Origin of the sequence: Chryseobacterium phosphatilyticum, assembly GCF_002899825.2 — a bacterium.
In the GTDB taxonomy this organism is placed as follows: domain Bacteria; phylum Bacteroidota; class Bacteroidia; order Flavobacteriales; family Weeksellaceae; genus Chryseobacterium; species Chryseobacterium phosphatilyticum.
This window is the reverse complement of sequence record NZ_PPED02000002.1, coordinates 362540-385603: the sequence shown is the minus strand read 5'-3', so window position 1 is coordinate 385603 and position 23064 is coordinate 362540. Positions and strand designations below refer to the sequence as shown.

At 34.6% G+C, this 23064-nt stretch carries 17 protein-coding genes; 3 read left to right on the top strand and 14 right to left on the bottom strand.

All coding sequences use genetic code 11. The features are described from left to right. Nucleotides 1-70: 70 nt before the first annotated feature. The 8 genes from C1631_RS08845 to C1631_RS08810 form a co-directional block, all read right to left on the bottom strand. Nucleotides 71-559 carry a T9SS type A sorting domain-containing protein gene (locus C1631_RS08845; protein ID WP_109711726.1) on the bottom strand — a complete coding sequence of 163 codons (489 nt, stop codon included), beginning with the start codon at nt 557-559 and terminating at the stop codon, nt 71-73. A gap of 5 nt (nt 560-564) precedes the next feature. Beyond that, nucleotides 565-1527: a cell wall anchor protein gene (locus C1631_RS08840; RefSeq protein WP_109711724.1), complete on the bottom strand. Its 963-nt coding sequence runs from the start codon at nt 1525-1527 to the stop codon at nt 565-567. Between the two features lie 608 nt (nt 1528-2135). After that, entirely contained in the window at nt 2136-3017 is an 882-nt protein-coding gene (locus C1631_RS24360; protein WP_228441136.1) for a CDK-activating kinase assembly factor MAT1, read from the bottom strand. A gap of 239 nt (nt 3018-3256) precedes the next feature. Then, the gene (locus tag C1631_RS08830) at nt 3257-3928 is read right to left on the bottom strand and encodes a hypothetical protein (RefSeq protein ID WP_109711722.1); all 672 of its coding nucleotides are present in this window, start codon (nt 3926-3928) and stop codon (nt 3257-3259) included. Nucleotide 3929: 1 nt separating this feature from the next. Beyond that, nucleotides 3930-10847: an RHS repeat-associated core domain-containing protein gene (locus C1631_RS08825; protein WP_165828262.1), complete on the bottom strand. Its 6918-nt coding sequence runs from the start codon at nt 10845-10847 to the stop codon at nt 3930-3932. A gap of 105 nt (nt 10848-10952) precedes the next feature. Beyond that, nucleotides 10953-11441, bottom strand: a complete 489-nt coding sequence (locus tag C1631_RS08820) for a T9SS type A sorting domain-containing protein (RefSeq protein ID WP_103247144.1) — start codon at nt 11439-11441, stop codon at nt 10953-10955. A gap of 6 nt (nt 11442-11447) precedes the next feature. Further along, complete coding sequence (locus tag C1631_RS08815) at nt 11448-12284, bottom strand: hypothetical protein (protein ID WP_109711717.1); 837 nt, start codon at nt 12282-12284, stop codon at nt 11448-11450. 14 nt (nt 12285-12298) lie between these two features. Next, on the bottom strand, nt 12299-13297 hold the full coding sequence (locus tag C1631_RS08810; protein ID WP_103247146.1) for a cell wall anchor protein: 999 nt from the start codon (nt 13295-13297) through the stop codon (nt 12299-12301). A gap of 506 nt (nt 13298-13803) precedes the next feature. On the opposite strand from C1631_RS08810, the gene C1631_RS08805 reads away from it, so the two are divergent. Continuing rightward, the gene (locus tag C1631_RS08805; RefSeq protein WP_103247147.1) at nt 13804-14511 is read left to right on the top strand and encodes a LytR/AlgR family response regulator transcription factor; all 708 of its coding nucleotides are present in this window, start codon (nt 13804-13806) and stop codon (nt 14509-14511) included. Nucleotides 14512-14585: 74 nt separating this feature from the next. Here the strand turns inward: C1631_RS08805 and C1631_RS08800 are convergent, their stop codons facing one another. From C1631_RS08800 to C1631_RS08790, 3 genes are all read right to left on the bottom strand, one after another. Beyond that, nucleotides 14586-15212 (bottom strand): outer membrane beta-barrel protein, encoded by a 627-nt coding sequence (locus tag C1631_RS08800; RefSeq protein WP_103247148.1) that lies wholly within the window; start codon nt 15210-15212, stop codon nt 14586-14588. Between the two features lie 35 nt (nt 15213-15247). After that, a complete protein-coding gene (locus C1631_RS08795; RefSeq protein WP_109711715.1) occupies nt 15248-15940 on the bottom strand; it encodes a TapB family protein in 693 nt (230 codons plus the stop codon). A 193-nt stretch (nt 15941-16133) separates the two neighbouring features. After that, nucleotides 16134-16937: a sensor histidine kinase gene (locus C1631_RS08790; RefSeq protein ID WP_165828261.1), complete on the bottom strand. Its 804-nt coding sequence runs from the start codon at nt 16935-16937 to the stop codon at nt 16134-16136. Nucleotides 16938-17446: 509 nt separating this feature from the next. Between C1631_RS08790 and C1631_RS08785 the strand changes: the two genes are divergently transcribed. Further along, a complete protein-coding gene (locus tag C1631_RS08785) occupies nt 17447-18757 on the top strand; it encodes a serine hydrolase domain-containing protein (RefSeq protein WP_109711711.1) in 1311 nt (436 codons plus the stop codon). Next, nucleotides 18754-20160 carry a hypothetical protein gene (locus C1631_RS08780; RefSeq protein WP_103247153.1) on the top strand — a complete coding sequence of 469 codons (1407 nt, stop codon included), beginning with the start codon at nt 18754-18756 and terminating at the stop codon, nt 20158-20160. Before C1631_RS08785 ends, C1631_RS08780 begins: the two co-directional genes overlap by 4 nt. Before the next feature lie 77 nt (nt 20161-20237). Here the strand turns inward: C1631_RS08780 and C1631_RS08775 are convergent, their stop codons facing one another. From C1631_RS08775 to C1631_RS08765, 3 genes are all read right to left on the bottom strand, one after another. After that, the gene (locus tag C1631_RS08775; protein WP_103247154.1) at nt 20238-20870 is read right to left on the bottom strand and encodes an HdeD family acid-resistance protein; all 633 of its coding nucleotides are present in this window, start codon (nt 20868-20870) and stop codon (nt 20238-20240) included. 315 nt (nt 20871-21185) lie between these two features. After that, nucleotides 21186-22280 carry an agmatine deiminase family protein gene (locus tag C1631_RS08770; RefSeq protein ID WP_103247155.1) on the bottom strand — a complete coding sequence of 365 codons (1095 nt, stop codon included), beginning with the start codon at nt 22278-22280 and terminating at the stop codon, nt 21186-21188. A 5-nt stretch (nt 22281-22285) separates the two neighbouring features. Next, nucleotides 22286-22897: a hypothetical protein gene (locus tag C1631_RS08765; RefSeq protein WP_103247156.1), complete on the bottom strand. Its 612-nt coding sequence runs from the start codon at nt 22895-22897 to the stop codon at nt 22286-22288. Nucleotides 22898-23064 lie beyond the last annotated feature (167 nt).

Below are 23064 nucleotides of genomic sequence, written 5' to 3'. Positions count from 1 at the left end.
ATCAATTGAAATACTGATCTATGCAAAGAATAATTATTCAATGCCTTAATCTTTATATTTCCGCTGAGTTTTATCTTTTGGTAACATTTCTGCCAAAGACTCTTCCATCTTTCAATGTAAATCTCAGAATATATACTCCCCAATCATATCCGGTCATGTTGATTTTTATCTTACGACCTAAATCAGGAGAGTTCTGTTGCTGGAATTTCCAGTGAACGGTACTATGCTGGTACAGTGAAACTGACTCCATTAAGCTATCTACTTCTTCTGTCCAATCAATTGTTAAATAGTCATTCACCGGAACAGGATAGAGTCTTATATTTTTCAGGAATGTTTTTTCATCCATTACAGCAGCTTGTTGAGCTGGTACTGCTGCTTTTTTAACTTGTTCCTCCTGTTTAATTTCTTTTGGTATAAGCTCCGGATCCTTTTTACCTGAAGCATTCGTCCCTCTGTATCGTTGATTTCCGGCTTCATCATATTTGAAGTAAACTTCAGTTTGTGAAAAAGCAAGGAAGCCAATCAGCAAAGAGAATAGGGAAAGTAATTTCCTTTTCATCCTTTTTATTTTTTAGCGGATAACAGCTGTTGAATTTTTTCTTCCAGCTTTTCGATTTTCTCAGACTGGGATTTTAACTGCTTATTCTGATCTATAGAATAAAGTGTCAATTCTTCTATTTTTTCAAGTAGTTTCGCATCCATTTCAGCCACATTAATCCCTTTTTCGATTACTTCGGAAGCTGATGGAATATTGGGAAGATGCCCCTTATCTGTAATATGTTTTTCCACTTCTTCCAAAGATTTTAATTGATAATCTTTCTTGAAAACATAGTCTGCCCATACGTTTGCTTTTACCTCAATTTCCTTAGCATGGATTTTTCCATCAAACTTGGCTATCCCATTGTTAAGAAATTTAATCCATATTCCACGGGTAGCATCCTGAAATCCTACAAAAGAGTTACCATCATTATTGTCATTAGGCTGAGCTATAATAATGTTGTGAGAACTTCCAAGGTTTCGTAAAACGGTATCACCAGGCATACCTCCATAGCATCCGTTACAAGATGACTTGGCAATCTGAAACGTTCCAAATGAGTTGGTAACTTCCATCATAACACTATTTTGATCATATACCCTTAACAAAGCTGCAGAAGTAGTATCAGGATCATTGGAACCGATTCTTACTTTTCCGTCACCAGATTGTAGCAATAGTTTACCCCAGCTTCCCCATTGTGGATCACTTGACAAGGCATTTCTGTAGAAAATACCACCATCGTTAAAATTAAGCTGATGGCGTTTATTTCCTGAATTATCGCTCCATGGAGCAATCGTCAACATACCGGAATGATTCCCTGTTCCCGGAACCCCTACTGCGGTTCTTGATTTAAACTCCGCCTTAACCTCATTATTGTAAGTTGCAGGTAAATCATTCGTATTTCTCGTGTCGTGAATTGTTAAGCCCGGTGCATTTTGGGCAAAGATTGAACCTGATAATGCCAGTCCGGCAATAAAGAATGCTTTTTTCATGGTTTTAAAAATTAGTTTTTTGTTATTTTTTTATATTAATCTATAAGGTATATAGACCTTAATCTATCGAAAAAGATTGTATTTGTTGCTGCCTAATAGGTGCAGTCTGCTATAATTTTAATGGAATTGGTAATAATTTTGTTTTCATAATTTTCAATTAGTTTTTATGAGTACAATTTAACTATTTTTAGTACATCAAAGTTATATTAATATGATTTATTGCAAATTTTAACACTTTTTGGTGTCTTAATTGTATTAAGAAACTCCTTGACTTTATTGTATTCAAACGTGCTGCAGAGTTTTAATAACTTATAACATAAAAAAATCCGTCTCAAAATGAGACGGATTAACATATTTCTTAATTGATCGCAAAGGAGATGTTTGCAATCACTAAATTATTTTAATTACTATTCGCTTCTAAATTGTTTCTTTTCTGAAGGAACAACCTTAATTACAATGTGTTGATTGTTTTTTTAATTTTCCTTTCTTACATTCATCTGAACCGAATGCATGGTTGGGACCATCATTTTTTTTATACTATTTAAATGATTAATAGGAGGCACAACCATTATAGACCACAGGAAAAATATTGTTGTTTTCTGATATTTCTACTTTTGAGTCGATAGTAGCTTCTGAACCTGCTCTTCCAGTTTATTAATTTTTTCAGATTGAGATTTCAGGGTTTCATTCTCTTTCTGAAGCCGATTTATCTTCTTGTTCTGCTCAATAGAATAAAGAGTCAACTCTTCTATTTTCTGTAAAAGTTTAATCTGGAACTCTCCTATATTTACGCCTTCTTTTTCCATTATCCTGGCTGAAGCAATTTCAGGAAGATGTTTTTTCTCTTTAATATGTTTCTCAACATCTTCCAGCTTAGGAAGATCATATTTTTCGTCAAATACAAAATCAGCGGTAGGTGTCAGGGTTACTTTAATTTCTTTCGTTTCAAGTTTTCCGTTTAATAAAGCATTTCCATTAGGCATGATAGCCATTTGTATTTTTTTGTTTGTCACGAAATTAATAGCTCCGTGAGTAGTGGACAAGCTCTCATTTTCAATGTTGAAATCACCATAATCTCCATATCTGAATCCGCCTGACGTATATCCTGAATTTACTTCCAAATTTGCAGTTGAATGATAGCCTATACTGATCATATTACTTCCTCCCGAGGCTCCATACGACGAAAATTTAGCCAAGACCAAATTTTGATTGCCTGTGTTTTCTTTAGCCACTTCAAATCTTGCCTGCGGGTCAATTGTTCCAACACCTACATTTCCATTATTGAGTAACTGAAGAATTGAACCGGTAGTCTGGAGTCTTATACCTCCATACCATTTAATATCTAGTCCGTCTGAGCCAGGCACAGGATAATGAGTAAGGTAATAATTGGCTGGATCTGCATTTCCATATAATTTATTGAAAGCTATATCCTGAGAAAATAATAAGCCAAATGACATTAATCCGATCATTGATAATAATTTTGTTTTCATAGTTTTATAAGTTTTTCAGGATGCAAATTTAACATCTTTTAATGTAGAAAAGATATTTTAATGTGATGCTTTAGATCATTTTTTTCTAAAATTAAAATTTAAAGAAAAGCATCCAGGGACTTGTAATTGACAATTTAGTTAGGAATAAAAAAAGAAGCTATCCTCCTGTACGGTGGATAGCTTCTAAGTATTAAGGTATAAGAAATATAATTTTAAGTACCTACTTTAGTCTATTATGCTCAATTTAAAAACATAGGAATAATAAACAAATATATGACAGCAAAAATGATAATACCAATTGTTGCACTATATATTCTATACTTCATCTGTTTATCAAAAATGTGATCCCATAAAAAACTTATCATTAAAAAATTAACAAGCATTTTAAAAGCAATTCTAAAAGTTAATAACGAGTATCTATTTTTGGAATAGCCACTCAGGTTTTCAATAATAAAATCATTTACAAGATCTGAAACATAGGCATTATATAACAAAATAGCGATAAAAGCTGCGATAAGATATGCGATGATCAAAAAAATATTTTTTGCTTTTAATTGGTCTATTTTTTTTAGGTTAAAAAAAAGCAAAGCACCCCCCACTATTGGATTAATAACAGTTGAAGCCAATATAATATCATTTTTTGAAAAAAGGATAGGGAATTTTTCGTTTTCAGAACTATCTTCCAGTATATTTTGATCTACCTTAAAATCAACATTTTCCTGATGCTCTTTGTGAGCTATTAGTTCTTCTATCCTTTTTGTCTCTTCATCTGAAAACTGAACATTTCTTTCGTTTTTTAAGATCTCATAAGCGTATTTTACCGCTAAAGAGACATACTTACTATCACTGTTTACATATTGTAATAAACCGGATGTAGGTAACTTTCTTAATACTTCTTTTTTTACTTCCATTTTAAAATCCTCGATGCATATTATAAATAGCTTGCCTTTGTACGTAACCGCCAAAACGGGTCATAAAGTTATCAAAATATTTAATAGCTCTAAAATACGTCTGGTCCATATAAAACCCTATTCCTATTCCGACAGCTGCTCCAACCCAGCCACCTACTGTAGCACCATATTCAGCGCCGACAGCTGTTGCCGCCAAGCTACCAAAATGTGCTGTGATCAGGCCTTTAGAAGTTGTTTTCACAAATCTGAATTTAAATTCATTTTTAGTGATCCCATTAAACTGGGTAAGTTTATGATCATAATAAATAGTACCTCCCATTTCTAAATAATCAGCATACCCTAATTTCAGATTTTTACCTAGAGGTGTTTTTTCAATCCAGTTATCTAAAATTTTACCCAGTCCTGTTTCTTCAAGCATATCTTTCGTTAATGAAGTTCCGGATTGAATCTGCTCCAATTGTTTTCTTTGAGCTGGAGTTAATTTGCTGATAATTTTATCATCATCGCCATCATCTCCAAATCCAAATGGATTTCCATCGTGCATTGTATGATTTAATCCTGCCACAATTCCTCCAATAAGAGCTCCCTGCCAGAAGTTACCTCCTGCAAGCTCTGATCCGATTCCTCCGGATATTGCTCCAAACAATATTTGACCCGCAGCTTTTTGTGCAAAATCTTTCGCAATAGCTCCAAATGCTGCTGCTCCTAAACTACCTAAGAAACCTGATGCGGCAGAAGTAAGGAAATTTTCTCCTTGTACAGAACTTAATATTCCTTGTGCAATAGCGTGGGTTCCTGCCTGTATCAAAACGAAACCTATTTGCCCAACAGTTTCTTTGATCATTTGTGCCGCAGCTGTGATACATCCACCGGCTCCCGAGAATAAACTTCCTATCCCAAAAGTAACGGCTCCCGAAACAGCTCCTGTAAAGGTGGCCTTAAAGGCTCCCAATAAGTTCCATTGATCAAAGTTACCTGTTACTGCAAGGCTCAATGTATAAGCTGCTAAACCAACAGCCGCCCCAATAATAATTGCCTTTACGATAGCAGCCATAGAAATCGCAAATAATGTTACGAGTTCTTCTCCGCTTGGATCGTTGAACATTAAAGGATTGTTGAGCACATATCCATACTTGTTGTAATTCTGTGTGTTGGTAGGATCCTGAATATTTTCATCTGCGTTTAAGAATCTTCTTAACAACGGATCATACAGTCTTCCATTCATGTGAATAATTCCTACTTCCGCAAAATGTTCGTGGCTGGTATAGCCTCTTTCCAATAATAATGGAGTATTATTAATGGTATTTTTATCTGTAATAATTGCTCCGGATCCTATCTGTAAGTGAGTAAAATTACCCCAGGCATCGAAGTGTCTTTGTTCAAGTTTATTTCCAGCCTCATCACTAATGGCCAAAATACTTCCCAGATAATCCTTATGTAAGAACTTGTAAGAACCAGCAGATTCTTCATAATTCTTCAAATAAACAATACTACTTTCATATGGACTACCACCAATATAAAGAACATGCTTCTCTTTACCGGATGCATTATCTTTTACAATTTCAAAACTTCCGTCTTCACTGTAAAACTTGGTGAATTTTCCATCTTTGTCTGCTGAGAAGTTACCTCCATATGTAACTCTTTGTCTCATTTTTGTAAGCCCATATTGGAAAGCTACATCTCCTTTCTGACCATCAATAAAGACTGGATCATTGTTCTCATTATAAATAACGGTTTGGATCAGATCATTATTATAATTCTGAGTTCCGGCTGCATTTAAGGTCATTCCTGTTGGCTGATAGATCTTAGCTGAGTTACCATATTTGATGGTACCCACCTGATCATTCTCCATAATTCTTCCTTTTGCATCATAAACATTTCTGTTTAAAGGCTTAACTCCTGTCACAGGATCCGTCCAGCTTACCAATCTGTTGTTCTCATCATAATCGAAAGATTCTATAATATTAAAATCACCAGTGGTTCTTCTGCTTTTCAGCTCATTCTTTACTCCATCAAAAGTATATCCTAAATCTAAAATTCCGGATTTAACCTGTGAAGAATGATTCACTTTTGTTAAAAATCCATTAATATCATAAGAATTTCCGATAACAGCTGCTCCTAGTTTGGCACTAAGAATTTGTCCTCTTTCATTGGTATCCTTTAATTCCCATAAGATTTTTCCTGAATTTTTATCTTTTATCTGATATAATTCTCCGTTCCAATCGTTATAAACATTTTCAACGTTTACCTTAGTAAGAACTCCTGATGAATACAAACTTTTTTCATAAGAAATAATTCTTTCTTTGTCATCATAGGTAATTCCTTTTTGGATAAAATATTTATCATTACTACTTTCTGATGTTGATAAAAGTCTTCCTTGCGGATCATAAGTTGCAGTAGAGCCGTATGCTTTACCTTTAGAAGTTCCATTTTTAGCAACAACTCTTCCTTTACCATCATAAGTATAAGTAATAGCTTTATCAGTTGCCTGACCTCCATCTACAGTAGAAATCTCTTTTTGACTGATAAGCTGTCCCAGGTTATTGTAAATAAACTCTTTCGTTCCTTTAGGGCTGATTGTCTTCTTAGGTTGTCCAAACCCATTATATTCATATTTATATAATCCATTGGATGGATCATTGAATTCTGATTTACGCCCCCAATCATCATACGTTGTAGTTACAATATTCTCTGCATACTGTGCTTTTATTTGTTCTCCCACAGCATTGTATGAGAAAGTAACACTTCCACCTTTATCTGTTGTAGAAATTATTTTTCCTAAAGCATCAGTAGTCTTCGTGGTAGTTCTTCCGTATCCGTTAACTTCTTTTACTGAAGTTATATTTCCAGAGATAGAAGACTCCATTTTTTTCCCGGTAAATGAAGTGATAAGCCCCTGGCTATTTACTTTTGCTAATCCTGTGGTTGTTATTTTGGTAGGATATCCGGAATCATCATAAGTATTAACATTCCATTGAAGATCAGCTGGTAATTCTTCGGAGGCCTGATCAAAATAAGGTTCAGACTCGCGGATTTTTCTACCTAATTTATCATATACTGAGTAGACAGCAATATATTTATTTACTCCAAAACCTTTGGTTACTTTTTTATATTCCTGCCCAAGTCTATTGGTATATTTCTTTGAGATATTTCCATCAGAATCATATTGAAAAATAGCAATATTAGAATTGGCATCTCTTATATACTGATAATTGGTTGTACCTCCTAAATTTGTTTTGGATTTTAAAAGTTTACCCCAACTATCATATGTATTTTCAAGTGTATTTCCTAAAGGATCCGTTTGTAATGTTATTTGTCCCCAATCATTATAGCCAATAGTCGTTTCAAGACCCAGATTATCAGTTTTCTTTACAACAAATCTTCCTTTCGGATCATATGCTGACGCTGTGGTCTGAGTGATCGCATCAATGTTGTTATTAACAATTTTTTTTGTAACATTTCCAAAACCATCATACTCATATGTATCCTGTACATATTCTGTATTGTTTCTATTCCATGTTTTGGAAGATTTTAATAGATTCCCTTCGTAAGCATATTCAACTTTTGCAGATTTGGTATCACCATAAGCCTGAATCTTATCTGTCTTGGATTTCGAGCGCCCAATAAAATAATCAGAACCTAAACCTGACGGGTTATGATAATATTCAAAAGTTGAAGTGGTTATTCCATAATTATTATTGATAGCAGATACAGCCTGTACCGGCAGATAATAATCTCCATACGTAATAGTACTTGCCGTAGTTGTATTTGTTAAAAACTCTTTTGTAACTGTAGATTTTGGAAGCATTGCAGTGACAATTTTTGCCTTGTCTGCGCCACTATTACCAGCAATTACCTGCCCGTTTAATAATTCATCTTTCTGGTAGCTTATTGATTTAAAATTTAAAAGCTCATTATTACTTTCAGAAATATTCGTTGGGAAGATTTTATTCTCATCATTCGTTTTTATAGACCATTCTTTTAGAGTTACTCCCTCGTTTAAAGGATCTATTTCTGCTCCTGACCATATTTTAGTGTTTTCAAAACCATCAGCATACCAGGTAGAACGCGCTGCCTGTCTGTATCCGATTACCCCTTTTCCATGTAAATTAACAATTAAGTCTCTGTATTTGAAATCTTGCTTTCTTCCTTCTTCCTTAAGTTGGGTAATAATAAAATTCTGCGGCATATGCTCTACCTGAACATACGGATACGTCTGAATTGTGGTCGGTTTATAAAACTTGGCTGTTACAGGATCATTTACATCCAGTTCATTGTATTGGATTTCAGTTTTTATCCCTCCCTGGTTGATGGCATAAATTCTTTCTCTGCTTTTTATGTCATAATAACCATAACGATATAAGTGATTTTCAACCTTTACAAAAAAGTGATTTTCTTCCTTATTGATACGAAGGGATACATTCATAGGAATCCAATGAGCACCAATTTCAGAGTACATTCCCCATAAATCTTCTTCATATCTGGTTTCGAATTTAATATTTCCATTAGCATCAACTCCCGTTGATTCCATAATCTTGAAACCTCTTCTTGAGTCTATATCTTTACAACATTTGTGTGCTTTAAAAATCTGGGATTCAAAACACACCAAATCACTCTTGCCATCACCATTCAAATCCTTGGCAAAATGCCAGATAGCGGCCTGTCTCTGATAGGTATTATCAACAATCTTAGGGTCTTTAGTATAAGAAGAGAAGTTATTAAGATCCTGTACTCTGAAGGTTGGTGCACTGCTTCCTGCAGGAAGTGTTTTTCCAGGATTCATATATAATTTCCAGTTGGAGGTATCCGTACCTTGCGGAACCATGAAATCCATCTTACTATCTCCGTTGTAATCTCCAAAAACCATCCCGGCCTTTTCCCCATCAAAACCAATATAATTGGTTTGCATTACATACTTACCTTGATCATTTACTGCAAAGAAATTACTATTTACCCAATTTCTTGTCACCTCAACAAGGTTCTCTTTTCCATCTCCGTCAAAATCCATTGCAATCCCTTCTTTCAAAAGATCTCTAGGACCGGAACCTACCCAATATGCATCATTTACAGAAGTATTCGGATTAAGAATATAATAATCATATTCAGTGTATGTTTGAGGCTGAGTAGTACCTGGATCAGGAAACCCTATTTCACCAGTTCCCGGGTCTATAACAGGTCCCGTATAAGGATATGTTGTGGTCACATTCTCTACGGAAAACATAACTTCCGAAAGACCATCTCCATTCACATCTACGTCCCTGAACTCCCTGACATATGATCGTATTGTATAATACCAATCCATAGGATTTTCCCTAGGCTGGGTATATGTTTTATCATACAACGATTTGGGAACAACCTTAGATTGGTTCAAAACATATTGCCCATTATCAAGAATATATTTATCAAACTTAATTTGATTCGCTTCTGTCTTGTGGGTATACAGAGACTTTACCGGTCTCATCTTATCGTTTGCCAATGTGGCATTAATGGCTAAAGCGCCTGTAAGGTTAATATCTGAAACTTTTACAGAATTCGCTCCAAAGAAATTATTATAGGTAATATATGTACCGGCAACAGTACCTTCTACGTAATCTCCTTCTCTTTCACAACGACCATAATCATCATAATCCAGGCATTCATAATAGCCGTCTCTAGCCGTCTGATAATACAATAAATCCAGATTTCCATCTCCGTCAAAATCAGAAATATTCTTATTATCTAAATTTAAATTATTAGAAATTTCATTCCCTCTGATCGTTGTATTATCAATTTTCCTGTCAAACTTGATTGGGTTTGCAGATTCTCCACTGGCATTCGTTTCGGTGATCGTGTCAACAAACTGATAGCTTGTATTATTAGTAGTATATGCTATTTTGTAGCTTTTAAAAACTGCTGAATTAGCTTTTACAACAATTTCATTCAAAAGCTTATCCTGATTATAGTAATACCCTTGATGATAAGACAGTTCTTTTACAATTCTATCAAGATTATAGTTGAACTGAATTTCATTAAAGTGAGGTTTGTTTAATTTTTCATTTCCACCCCACTTAATCGTTTTAATTTTGGTTACTTCTCCTGATGCTGAGGTCTGTGTAGGTACAGTAGCATTTCTTTCATATTCATAAGTAATATAATTGCCCTTTGCATCCATCCATTTCACGATATTGTATTCCATGGTAGTTCTCCCTGCGCTTGCATGTCCGGGATCATTGGCAACCGTATCACCATACCATGCCTGGGAACCATCTTCAAATGTGACGTGAAATAACATTGGTCCTTCAATTCCATTTCTGGCACCTAAAGACTTAACTTTAATGTTTGAATATTTTTCGGTAACATATTCTGCCCCGTCTTTACCATATTCTCCAGATTTTAAAATCAGTCTCTGACCATTGAAGCTGTAATAATCAGAATAATCCATTTTGATTTCTTTAGCTTCTTTGTCTTTGTCAATATTTCTTCCCATTCTGGAGATAGAGGTAATTCCCATTAAAGTCCAGCCATATCCTGCGATCCCATTTCCGGAACCACTGGTATACACAAGATTTACCTGAGGAGCTACTGTTTTTATACCCGGAGGTAGCGCAATGGGCAAGGTAAATTGTAATTGTCCGCCCCCGTTTACCTCAATTCTACCTTTGGTATCGTGAAAACTTTGTTGGGCAGGAGCCGAGCTCCCGCTTGGGTTAGTGGCTCCGGCTCCTGAATTGGTGGGGCCTCCTCCGGGATTCTCCGTAGCGGGGCCAATTTTTGCTACAAAAGGATTAGAAACATCTGCTGTAGCACGAAATCCCTGCGCCATCACCACGGTCTGTGGATCCTGCACCGTCCGGGATGCCGTTTCTGTCTGGTAGAGTATGGTCTGCGAAAAGCCCAATACTGAACACAATGACAGCATCAATGATGAAAAAAATTTCATTTTGTTATTAGTTTGTTGTATTAATAGTTTTTTAATCAATTGAAATACTGACCTATGCAAAGAATAATTATTCAATGCCTTAATCATTATATTTCCGCTAAGTTTTTATCTTTTGGTAACATTTCTGCCAAAGACTCTTCCGTCTTTCAGCGTAAAGCGCAGAATATAAACTCCCCAGTCATATCCGGTCATGTTGATTTTTATCTTACGACCCAAATCCGGAGAGTTTTGTTGCTGGAATTTCCAGTGAACGGTACTATGCTGGTACAGTGAAACGGACTCGATTAAGCTGTCTACTTCTTCCGTCCAATCAATTGTTAAATAGTCATTCACCGGAACAGGATAAAGTCTGATATTTTTCAGGAATGTTTTTTCATCCATTACAGAAGCTTGTTGAGCTGGTACTGCAGTTTTTTTAGCTTGTTCCTCCAGTTTAATCTCTTTTGGTATAAGCTCCGGATCCTTTTTACCGGAGGCATTCGTCCCTCTGTATCGTTGATTCCCGGCTTCATCATATTTGAAGTAAACTTCAGTTTGTGAAAAACCCAGAAAGCCTATAAACAGAGAAAATAACGAAAGTAATTTTCTTCTCATGGTCTATTATTTTTTTGTGGTTAAAAGTTGTTGCATCTGCTTCTTTAGTTCTTTGATCTCTTCTGATTGAGATTTTAAGATTTTATTTTCTTCATGGAGTTGTTTAATCTGCTTATTCTGATCAATGGAATACAACGTAAGTTCTTCGATTTTCTGGAGCAATTTGATCTGAAATTCTCCTACATTTACTCCTTCTTTTTCCATTACTTTTGCAGAGGCAATTTCAGGAAGATGTTTTTTCTCTTTGATATGTTTTTCTACATCTTCTAATGTTGGGAGATCATAATTTTCAGCAAATACAAAATCAGCTGTAGGACTTTGTGTTACCCTAACTTCTTTAGCCTCAAACTTCCCGTTTAATAGTGCATTGCCATTCGCTCCATTAATAATGAATGATTTTCCCCAATCCCAATCGTCATTTGCTGTATTTCTTGGGGCTAGATGCAAGGATTTTCTGCCATCATCAGGGGTATGAAATACCCAAGAGTTGCTTCCTCCACTTATAATATCTGAAAACTTGGCATTGCCATTCACGTCAAGTTTTGTTGAAGGTGAAGATGTTCCTATCCCAACATCACCACTCTCATTAATTACAAATTTCTGATCCCTGTAATCACCTTTTGAAACAATCCATTGGCTACCATGCAAATCTCCGAAAAACCATCCATTATCTCCGTTGAGATATTGCGTTTGGATTCCTCTCGTAAAACCACCATCATTGGTATTTCTTTTCAAATACACAGTAGGTGAATAGCTTTGTACCGTGACTTCAGGAAATGTTGTTTGCTGGGCAAAAACAAAAGATGAAGCCAATAAAGCTAACGACAATAACTTTTTTTTCATGCTGTTTTTTTAATTTATAATTTTTGTATTTCCTTTATTTTTTTGTTGATTTCTTCTATCTGCAGTTTTAACATTTTATTTTCTTCCTGAACTTGTTGAAGTTGTAAAGTCTGAGATTTTAACTGCTTATTCTGATCTATTGAATAAAGAGTAAGTTCTTCAATTTTTTCAAGAAATTTCGTATTCATTTCTGCCACATTGATTCCGTTTTCGATTACTTCAGCAGCAGATGGGATATTGGGAAGATGTCCTTTTTCTGTAATATGTTTTTCTACTTCTTCTAAAGACTTTAATTGATAATCCTTCTTAAAAACATAGTCTGCCCATACATTAGCTTTTACTTCGATTTCCTTTGCATGAATTTTACCATCGAACTTGGCAATTCCATTATTAAGGAACTTAATCCATATTCCACGGGTAGCATCCTGGAAACCTACAAAAGTTTTACCATCATTATTGTCATTTGGTTGAGCAATAATAATATTGTGAGAGCTTCCCAGATTTCTTAAAACAGTGTCACCAGGCGTACCTCCATAACAACCATTACAACCTGATTTAGCAATCTGAAAGGTCCCGTATGAGTTGGTAACCTCCATCATCACGTCATTTTGATCATACACTCTTAGTAAAGCGGCAGAATTGGTATCAGGGTCATTGGAACCGATTCTGACTTTTCCTTCACTGGATTGTAATAGGAGTTTGCTCCAGCTTCCCCATTGAGGATCCGTTGAAAGTCCGTTTCTGTAAAAGATACCACCATCATTAAAATTTAGTTGATGACGTTTGTTTCCCGAGTTATCAAACCAGGGAGCAATCGTTAACATACCCGAGTAATTTCCTTTTCCCGGAACGCCTACTACATCTCTGAACTTGAACTCTGCTTTAACCTCATGATTATAAGCAGCTGGTAAATCGTTGGTGTTTCTGGTGTCATGAATAGTGATGCCCGGAGCATTTTGGGCACACATCAAACTCGAAAATGCCATTCCGGCAATCAATAATGTTTTTTTCATTCTCAGTAAAAATTAGTTTTTTAAAAAAAAATATATTAACATTTAATTAACGTTAAATTAACCAATATTAACATATTTTGACACTATTCGGTGTCTTAAATATTTTTTGCAAAAATAAACATATTTTACTAAAATCATAATTTTTTGATCATTATTTCATAAAAAATAATTATCATTTAAATCTAATACAATAATGGCCATACATAGCATAAATGTGAATATATCTAATAAACAGGCTGAGAATGGGCATTTTTGAAAAAAAATTTCAGCAAAGAGAAATTATTCTTTGGGGAACAGACCATATATATCACAAATTTGTACGAGATGAAAGAAGTGACAAGCTCAGGACTCCGGATATATAAATTTCTACAGCAACTAGACTCAGTTTATTTCTAGTGTGTGTTACAATTTAATTTTCCCTGTATCATTTCTCAATATTAAACGACACATTGAGAGAGGTAATTACTGCTTCGATTTTTATATTAATAATGATATAAATTTAAGCTATGAACTGTATTATTATAGATGATGAACCTATTGCAAGACAAGGTATGCTAAGCCTTATTGCTGCGGTACCTGAACTTCGTATTACCGGGATATTCAAAAATGCTACAGAAGCAAAATCTTATATTGAGAAAAATCCGGTCGATCTTATTTTTCTGGATATCAGGATGCCGGGATTAAATGGTCTTGACTTTGCCAGAAGTATCCCCAAAAAAACCTTTATTATTTTTACCACAGCCTATTCCCATTATGCGATGGAAAGCTATGAAATTGATGCATTAGACTACCTTTTAAAACCTATCCGGAAAGACAGATTTCTAAAAGCTGTTCATAAAGCAATAGAATATCGTTTTTTCTTATCCGATGATTTTGAAAAAACACGAGTAACCCATTTGGAAAGTAACAGCATTACTGTAAAAGCAGACCGTAGGATTTATAAAATCCTACACCAGGACATTCTATACATTGAGGGGCTCAAAGACTATTCAATTATTTTCACTGAAGATGCACGCATTACCACAGCTATGAATCTTAAAACAGTACAAAGTCATCTTCCCGAAACGACCTTCAAAAGAATCAGTAAATCTTATATTGCCAATGCTGACAAAATCACAACCATACTTCCCAAATCTGTCATTATCAAGGAGGCAGAACTTCCTTTGGGAAATGTTTACCGTAAAGAATTTATCCGTGATTTTTTAAAAAAATGACATTTGAAATATAAGGTATAAAAAAAGGGATCTTTTTCAAGATCCCATAAGGTTGTAAAATCAACCTTTTCTTCTTACATTTTAAGGCCAAGTCCAAACCATAAAATACCATGCCTTATTTTATTTTCATAGTCATTAGGCCCCTCCGATGGTTTACGGAAGGAAGTATCATAATTCATCCAGAGTTCCAGCTTGTAAAACTCTAACAACAGACCAGCAGAAGCTCCATAATCAAGACGTTTTGCAGCAGGATACAGAATATTATTTCTTTCAGTTCCTTTGAAAGTGTTCCAGGTTGTTTTTTCGCCTCCATTTTCTACAGACGATTTTCCGGAAAATCCATACGCAATATAAGGCCCCGCAGTCAATCCAAGTTTTATCTGAGGTAAAAACTGAATCTTACAACCTGCAGCAGGGCTAAATTCGATGAAGTTTTCTACTTTTCTGTATGTTTCTCCATTTGTTTCAATTTCTCTTGCTCTTTTATTAAAATACAAATACATATTAAAGTAAAAATTATCCTGAAATTGTTTTTCCCTGACAACGCCCAGCTTATAACTTACCGCATTATTGTTATTAGCCTTGCTGTAAAATCCAAAACCTCCACGAATTCCTAAAATTTCTTTTGTCTGTGCATTCATTTCAATACCGCATAATTGGAATAAAATTATTGCGATTACTAAATTCTTCCTTTTGTTCATAGTATTTTTTGCTGGTTATTTTTTTACTGAGGATATTATTTGGTCACAATCGAATATAAAACAGAAGTTTCTTCCAGTTTACCATCTTTGTTATAGCCTTCTGTCTTAATGATTCCAAGTTTAGGACAATACCATTCGTAGATTTTTAGGTTCATCGGAATACTAAGTCCAAGGAATTTAAATTTCACCTGTAAATCATATTGAATTTTAAAGGTATCAAAGATTCCAAAGGGTACTTTTGTTTTTTCTTCAGCCACCACTTTCCGGTTGCTGATACTAAAAAAAATATCTGTTTTTTTTCCTTTGATTATACTCTTAACATTAAAACTAAGATTACCTTCCAATGATTGCCCTACTACCATGTTTGAAGGATAAGAGTAAAACATATTTTTTGAGTTTTCAGTCAGTTCTCCGGGAATCTGAAATCCAATCTTCAAACCTGTTCTATCACAACTGATATCTGCGGCTGACTTTTCAATAACTTTATTATTAATATCCAGCTTAGTAAGATGATAGGTTGATTTTAAAATACCGTTACTTTCTGAGATTTCTTCAATATTCCCAATGTCCTTCCCTGTTTTATCGCCTTTAGCATTATACTTCAGAAATGTTACTTCGACTTTATTTTTAAAATAATAAAGAGAATCACATCCGGCAGACTGATCTTTAACGCTACCTATGGCTCCAAAGAAAAATAAAAGAAATATCTGTTGAAAATTCAATATCATAATTACAATTTTCAACCAAAAGTATGAGCCGTTGCTATGGAATAGGTAGAATTTTATACTTAATGAGTTTTTTTTTATACCAAAGTTTCAGAACGATAATTTTGTATAAAAAAAACAGTACTTGATATAAAAACAGAAACTTATCTGATTTATTTTCTGTAAAGTTCCTGGTAAAATTGATCGTTTTATCATATCACAACTGAATCAGCAAAAGCACACTAAAACAGTTTTCAGCATTTTCTATAGTAAGATGATGCCTTCCGGGATATAAAAGACTAAGTCTTCTTTTTATATTTTCAAGCCCTATACCCCTGTGCTCGTCAGAACAGATTTCATTCATTTCAGGTTTTGAATTGACACACGTAAACTCAAGTTCTTGTTTTTTAAGACAAAAAGAAACTTCTACAAATGAAGGCTCACTATTCGTATAACTATGTTTCACTGCATTTTCAACAAAAGGGATGAACAAAAACGGAGGAATCTCAATCTCTCTATTCTCACCTGAATGGTCAATAGAAAATCTGAAGTCATCTCTTCTACTGGCTTCGAGTTCTAAAAAATCCCTGAGAAAGGTGACATCCGCTGATAGAAAAACGGATGATTCACAATCATAAATCTGATATCGTAACAGATCCGAAAGATTCATCAGCATTTTTGAAGCTGTTTTCGGTTCTTCTTCAATCAAAATATGAACATTGTTAAGTATATTAAAGAGAAAATGGGGACTGACCTGGTTCTTTAGCAAGTTCATTTCCAGATTAAAATTATTCATTTCCATTGTGTAAAATTGTTCCAGACTTTGAAGCCAGTGTTGAAACAATTTTAAAGCTGAAGATGCAGCCATAGCAATTCCAAAGAAAATAAGGAACTCAAAAAAACCTGTTAAAATCTCAGTTTTATTCTCCTGGGCTGATGGAACGAGTCGATAGGGTTCCAATATAATATCGAGAACACATAATAGGATAAAACTTATAACACATAAACCTAGTACAAGCATCAGGTAACTGTAAAACTTTCCTTTTATCAGAAATTTAAGCACAAAACAATAGGCATTCAAATACAGACAGCCAATGAAATAGAGAAAAAAACCAATAGTTAACCATATATTTATGGGGGATCTGAATTCTTGTTCATCCGGTGACTGCAGGATAATAAAAATTACAGTTGCCAATAAAACAAAATGTCTGATCACCCTATATCGGGGAGATACTATCAATTGATACCAAAAAGTCTTGTAGGGCTTTGGGTTGTTGGGAAATCCTGTTCTCATAACTACTGGAATACAACCCAAATATATTACATTTTACACATTCCCATTTCTGTATTATGACGGAAATCAACATTTTTCGAGGTAATAACTTTCGTCTAAAAAAAAGATGGGTTTGTATAAATTCTACTTTTTTAAAAAAAATCATCTTTTAATTTTACAAAAAAACAAGTTAACAGTTTCACTTTCTGTGGATATGCTTTTATTTATCTTTATTACAACCAATTAAGACTTCAACTATGAAAATTTTCTTTATAACAAGGATTGCTGCTCTTCTCATTTTTATACATTCTTTTGTACAGGCTCAGCAATCTCCGGCTCAACTGACTTCTGAAAAACTGAATGAATATTTTTCAGCACTGACTTCTCTGAACAGATTCAATGGTAATGTTCTTGTGGCCCACGCAGGGACATCTATTTTTGATAGAACCTATAATATGCCTGCGGCCCCTGAAGAAATGAAGGTAACAAGAGATAATCGTTTCATCATTGCGTCAGTATCGAAAGTTTTTGTTAAGTATGGGATTCTAAAGCTCGTTGAACAAAAAAAAATATCCCTTGAGGATAAACTTTCAAAATTTTTCCCTGATTTCCCAAATGGAAACAGGATTACAGTCAATCATTTGCTTCATCATCAATCCGGGTTACCAAGAGAAGTCAAAGATTATGAAAAGTATAAGAAGATTTCAGGAAAGCAATTGATAGCAATGGCAAAAAAAGAGAAACTGCTCTTTGAGCCGGGGACTCAAACTTTATATTCCAATATCGGATTCCTTCTCCTTCATGCTATTATAGACATCTCATCAGACAATGGTTATCTGCGGTATATACAAGATCAGATATTTACCCCAATGAGTCTCCATGCTACGACGGAATATAATGATAAAGAAAAGTATCAGAATTTTGCAAGGGGATTTACTCTTGATGACGGCAATATTAAAAGAGCACCTTTTGTGGTTATTGATCGTTTTGAAACCGGAAATTATGTCTCAACTATTCAGGATTTATTTACTTTTGCCGAAAAGGGATTTACAGGGAAATACCTCCCGGAAAATCTTGTAAGGGAGCTTTTTGATGAAAATGAGATATTAGCACAAGCAGGTGGAAGGCCGGGATATCGGGCTTACTTTTACAAAAATAAGAATACTTCTTATGACTTTATGATGGTCAGTAACTATTCTGATATACCGATCCAGTCTATCATTGATGATGTGGTAAATATTATGGAGGGAAAACCTTATGAGATCCCAAAGAAAATTGAAAGAAAAGCTGTTAATTTATCCCTAGAAAAGCTAAAAAGGTTTGAAGGTAAATATGTCCTTGAAGCAGATAATCAGCAACAATATATTCTTATTCTAAAAAATGAAAAACTGATCCTTAAAGATAAGGAAGGAGAAACTACCGAGCTTTTTCCGGATTCAGAAACCAGTTTCTTCTATGATCCGGCCTCAAAAGACGGATTGGAGTTCAAGTGGGACAGCAAATCTGGAAAATATGAGCTTTACATCATATCAACAGGTATTTCATTAAAAGCAAAACGAATAGAATGAAAAAAATAAAAATTTCAGCACTCTTTTTCCTATTGCTAGCTCTTTCCGGACCTCTCAACGCGTGTACTATTTTTCTGGCCCATGATAAAAAAAATGTATGGATCGGTAATAATGAAGATGAAAGCCCGGATATGAAATACAAATTCTGGTATATTCCCAGGGAAGGAAAATCAATTGGGTATATGTTATGGTCAGAAAAGCATGAAGGATATAATGACATTATGTGGCAATATCCACAAGGAGGCATGAATGAATATGGACTTTTTGCAGACTACACTGCAATTGATACTATTCCCGTCATTCCCATATCATCAAAAATAAACCGGGAAGAAGAAGTAGTAAATGATATTCTGAAAACATGCAAAAGTGTACAACAAGCTCTTCAGCTTATTTCTGCCTATAATCTAATAAAACTTTCGGGAGCACAACTTTTCATTGCTGATGCTTCCGGGGATTATGCTACAATTCACGGAAACTACATTGTTACGAAAACTTCTCAAAACTTCTCACTGACTAATTACTGTATTGCAAATGAACATAAGGAATCATGCTGGAGAAGAGAAACATCAACGAATATGCTAACCGGGTTCCAAACATTCAACACAAAAAATATTACTGATATTCTGAAGGAATCTGCTCAAAAAGAACCTGGTGATACCACCACTAATTATTCTATGGCCATTAATCTGAGAAAGAAGAAAATGACTTTATATCTAAAAGGTGACTTTAAGACCGCTGTACAGATCAATCTGGATGAAGAACTGAATAAAGGAAAGCATGCTCTCGACATTACAAGCTACTTTCCGGAAAATATTGAAATGGTATTACATAAAATCTATGAAAATGAAGGAATAAATAAAACAATTTCACTTTATAACTTAATGAAAAAAACGTCTCCAAAAAAATATAATTTCATTAATAACGATGCGCTTTATTTTGGCATTTCCCTCCTGAGAAAAGGAAAAACAGATGATGCCGTGAAATTTATTGAAAATCTAAAAAAGGAAAACCATAGAAATCTACTCATTCAGGATTGGTTGGGTATTGCTTATCAATATCAGGGGAATCATGCAGTTTCAGCAGACTATTTTAATAAAGTTCTCACCAGAAGACCTGATGATTATCTGGCTAATCTTTATCTAAAAAGAAATTCTCAAAAAATTGTATTTAAAATTACCGAATGGAAAGGTGCACAAAGTGTAAAACTGATCGGCAGTTTTACAGAATGGTTGAAAAACCCCATTAGATTGGACAAAAAACAGGAATATTGGTACGCAGAAGTTGATATTCCGCAGGGAAAGCAAGAGTATAAGTTTTTAGTTGACGAGATATTTTATATTGCCGATCCTTGTAATCTGATGTACGTATGGAATGGAAATAACGTGAATTCCGTTCTTAAATAACTATTTATTTCTTCTAAAAACCTGATATAGAAAAAGACCTTAAAAAAGGTCTTTCTATATTGTAAACAATACATCTGTTATTTTTTCAGATCATCAATTTCATCTTGTATAGATCTAATCTTATCTCTTAATTCCTGACTTACTTTTCCAGGTATTTTTTTAACCTTTCTCAGATCTAAAGCCAACATAATGGAAGCTATCCCCATAAAAATAAAAGAAACGCCTGTTAATGTAACCAAAGAGATACCTGTAAATACAGGATTAAATATAAGCAGCAAAGAGAATATGATGCCTCCTACACTGGCCAGTGCTACATTTCCCCAACTCATTATTTTCATACTTTTCAAATCAAAAGCAAAGCCCAGCAGCTGAAAAGAACGGAACAATAATGTAAATCCTACTACAAAAGGAAGGATAGACATTGAAATCTGAGGATAAGCAATCAGATAAAGTCCTATCGCAGTAGTCAACAATCCGCTTACCAGAAACCAACCCCAGCCTTGCAGCGATTTACTGTTTTGTAAGGAGAAGAATACTTCTGTAATCCCAGAGAACAGGAATGAAACACTAAAAAAAATAGAAAGTGTTACATAAGTTGCCAGCGGTACACTGAATACATAAAAACCGCAAATCAGAAACAAAATTCCAAAAATCAATGGTATATACCAATGTTTAACAGTGTTTGTAAGAGTTTGAAATAAATTAGCCATAGGTGTGTTTTTTGATATTGCCTACTTTTTAATGCGGTGTTCGGCTTGTCCGCAGAAATTCCAAACAGATTTGGTTTTCACTACTATTGGAAATATATTCTTTTCTAATTTATGAAAAATAATTGAGCCCATGACGACATTTTAATAATAATTCACCCAGAAAACAAAGCTAACTTATCATTTTAATGCTATTTTTTGCCTGTAACAATGATGATAAAAGCTCACCTGCAAAAAAGAATCTGATGAAATCAACCAGAATGATTTCATCAGATTTTGTGAACAAAGTGTTCTTACTATATATTTTATTTCGTCATGTTAGTTTCCTGCAGGTTGTTGCTGAGTAACACAATGCACCATCCCCCCGTTTTCATAAAGATTTCTCACATCTATACCTATTACTTTTCGTCCGGGGTATTGTTGCTGGATAATTTTATTGGCCACAGAATCATTAGGATCTCCATAATTAGGAACCAACACTACTGTGTTTGCTACATAATAATTGACATAAGACCCTTTATCCTCCAGTTGTTTTCCATAAGCTGTCTTTACTTTGTCTTTAGTGGCAGGAAGATATATTTTTTTGTATTCTTTTCCATTTGCATTGGAGGCTGTATACAGTGTATTGACATCCTTTTCGGACAAACCCAAATCAAGAAGATCATCTTCTTTCATAGTAATCATCGTATTGTGGTTAACGAACTTCATAAAACCATCAATATGCATATCAGTTACATCGAGACCTGTCACCCCATCCAACCATATTACTTTTGACACTCCGTAATATTCTTCAAACATTTCTTCTGCCTCCTGCTCAGTAATTCCTTTGTTTCTGACTGCTCCTTTCTTCTGGCTGATTACCGAACTTCTACAAGCCATTAAAACACCATTTCCATCAGTTTCCACAGAACCTCCTTCATTAACCATTTCTTCGTTCAGATTAATCACTTTCATTCCTAAATCCGTTCCTATCCGTTGTGGGACCTCATCACAATTTTCAAAGTCAAATTTTTCTCCCCATCCGTTAAACCCCCAATCTTCAATCAAAACCCTTCCGTTGTTATCTTTTACGAAAATAGGACCGTTATCTCTCACCCAAACATCATCTGTAGGATAAATTCTGAAGTCGACATTCTTTAACGAAACTTTGTTTTCTTCTAAAAGGCCAACAATCCTATTTTTTTCCTCAGTGTTGTATGCAATGATGTGAACCTTTTCCCCTGTTTGTAAAGCTTTTGTCATATCAATCCATGTTTGCTCTACTCTCTTTCGATAGGTCTCTCCATGTTGATAATGATGTGGCCATTGCAGCCAGGTTCCTTCATGACGTGAAGATTCTTCCGGAAAATGATAAGTCTGTGCCATACCTGATATAAAACTCAATATAAAAGTGAGCGTGAATAATTTGTTCATATGATTTAAAATTTTTTTCCAATAAATATTCCGAAGTTGACATCCGTTTCAAAGCTGCTTCCGGTTTGGGAAATATTACTTCCTATCCCAACCTGCATTTTTTTCTTGTTTTCTATTCCGAAACGAACAATCTGACTACTTGACTGATGTTCTTTAAAGCTGAAGTCAGATTCTACAATCAACATACTGTAGAAGTTGAGTCGTTCATTAATCTTTGGAGTATATTCCAATAAAGTATACAACCCGAGTCCGAATGATTTAGCATCTGTAGAATAAGTGAACGCAGGAAATACATTGATCCCAAAAACATCATTCTCTTTGGCATAAGCAAATCCAACGGATGGCATAATATCCTTGTCCGAAATATGAATTCCCGCAGAAACACCCCAGTTTTTTCCGATCCCATAATTGAGATTCTGATAGAACTCAGGGTTTATTTTTCTTGAATTATAATCGTAAGAAACGGTTCCTGAAGCAAAATAATTCCATTTGCTTTTAAAATCTTTACTAAAAATACCCAGAATTTCAGTTTCCTTATTTCCGCTGTATGCCTGTACGGAAATCTGCGCTTGAACACAAAAGGGAAATAATAAGAGAAGAAGAACTACATTTTTCATTCTATTTGTTTTTTGAAGCTTTACATTATAAATTCATGATTGTCATGATTTACAGGTGCAAAGTTAAGTCCTGAAAAAAAACAAATCTTGTCCTAAATTGACATTCTATTCATCCAGTGCAAAAAGTACAGGTAAGGTTATCCCGCTTTTTTCACTGTTAGTATTCT

Coding starts and splice junctions, on each gene's coding strand:
- C1631_RS08845 (WP_109711726.1), bottom strand. CDS start 559: ATGAAAAGGAAATTACTTTCCCTATTCTCTTTGCTGATTGGCTTCCTT.
- C1631_RS08840 (WP_109711724.1), bottom strand. CDS start 1,527: ATGAAAAAAGCATTCTTTATTGCCGGACTGGCATTATCAGGTTCAATC.
- C1631_RS24360 (WP_228441136.1), bottom strand. CDS start 3,017: ATGAAAACAAAATTATTATCAATGATCGGATTAATGTCATTTGGCTTA.
- C1631_RS08830 (WP_109711722.1), bottom strand. CDS start 3,928: ATGGAAGTAAAAAAAGAAGTATTAAGAAAGTTACCTACATCCGGTTTA.
- C1631_RS08825 (WP_165828262.1), bottom strand. CDS start 10,847: ATGAAATTTTTTTCATCATTGATGCTGTCATTGTGTTCAGTATTGGGC.
- C1631_RS08820 (WP_103247144.1), bottom strand. CDS start 11,441: ATGAGAAGAAAATTACTTTCGTTATTTTCTCTGTTTATAGGCTTTCTG.
- C1631_RS08815 (WP_109711717.1), bottom strand. CDS start 12,284: ATGAAAAAAAAGTTATTGTCGTTAGCTTTATTGGCTTCATCTTTTGTT.
- C1631_RS08810 (WP_103247146.1), bottom strand. CDS start 13,297: ATGAAAAAAACATTATTGATTGCCGGAATGGCATTTTCGAGTTTGATG.
- C1631_RS08805 (WP_103247147.1), top strand. CDS start 13,804: ATGAACTGTATTATTATAGATGATGAACCTATTGCAAGACAAGGTATG.
- C1631_RS08800 (WP_103247148.1), bottom strand. CDS start 15,212: ATGAACAAAAGGAAGAATTTAGTAATCGCAATAATTTTATTCCAATTA.
- C1631_RS08795 (WP_109711715.1), bottom strand. CDS start 15,940: ATGATATTGAATTTTCAACAGATATTTCTTTTATTTTTCTTTGGAGCC.
- C1631_RS08790 (WP_165828261.1), bottom strand. CDS start 16,937: ATGCTTGTACTAGGTTTATGTGTTATAAGTTTTATCCTATTATGTGTT.
- C1631_RS08785 (WP_109711711.1), top strand. CDS start 17,447: ATGAAAATTTTCTTTATAACAAGGATTGCTGCTCTTCTCATTTTTATA.
- C1631_RS08780 (WP_103247153.1), top strand. CDS start 18,754: ATGAAAAAAATAAAAATTTCAGCACTCTTTTTCCTATTGCTAGCTCTT.
- C1631_RS08775 (WP_103247154.1), bottom strand. CDS start 20,870: ATGGCTAATTTATTTCAAACTCTTACAAACACTGTTAAACATTGGTAT.
- C1631_RS08770 (WP_103247155.1), bottom strand. CDS start 22,280: ATGAACAAATTATTCACGCTCACTTTTATATTGAGTTTTATATCAGGT.
- C1631_RS08765 (WP_103247156.1), bottom strand. CDS start 22,897: ATGAAAAATGTAGTTCTTCTTCTCTTATTATTTCCCTTTTGTGTTCAA.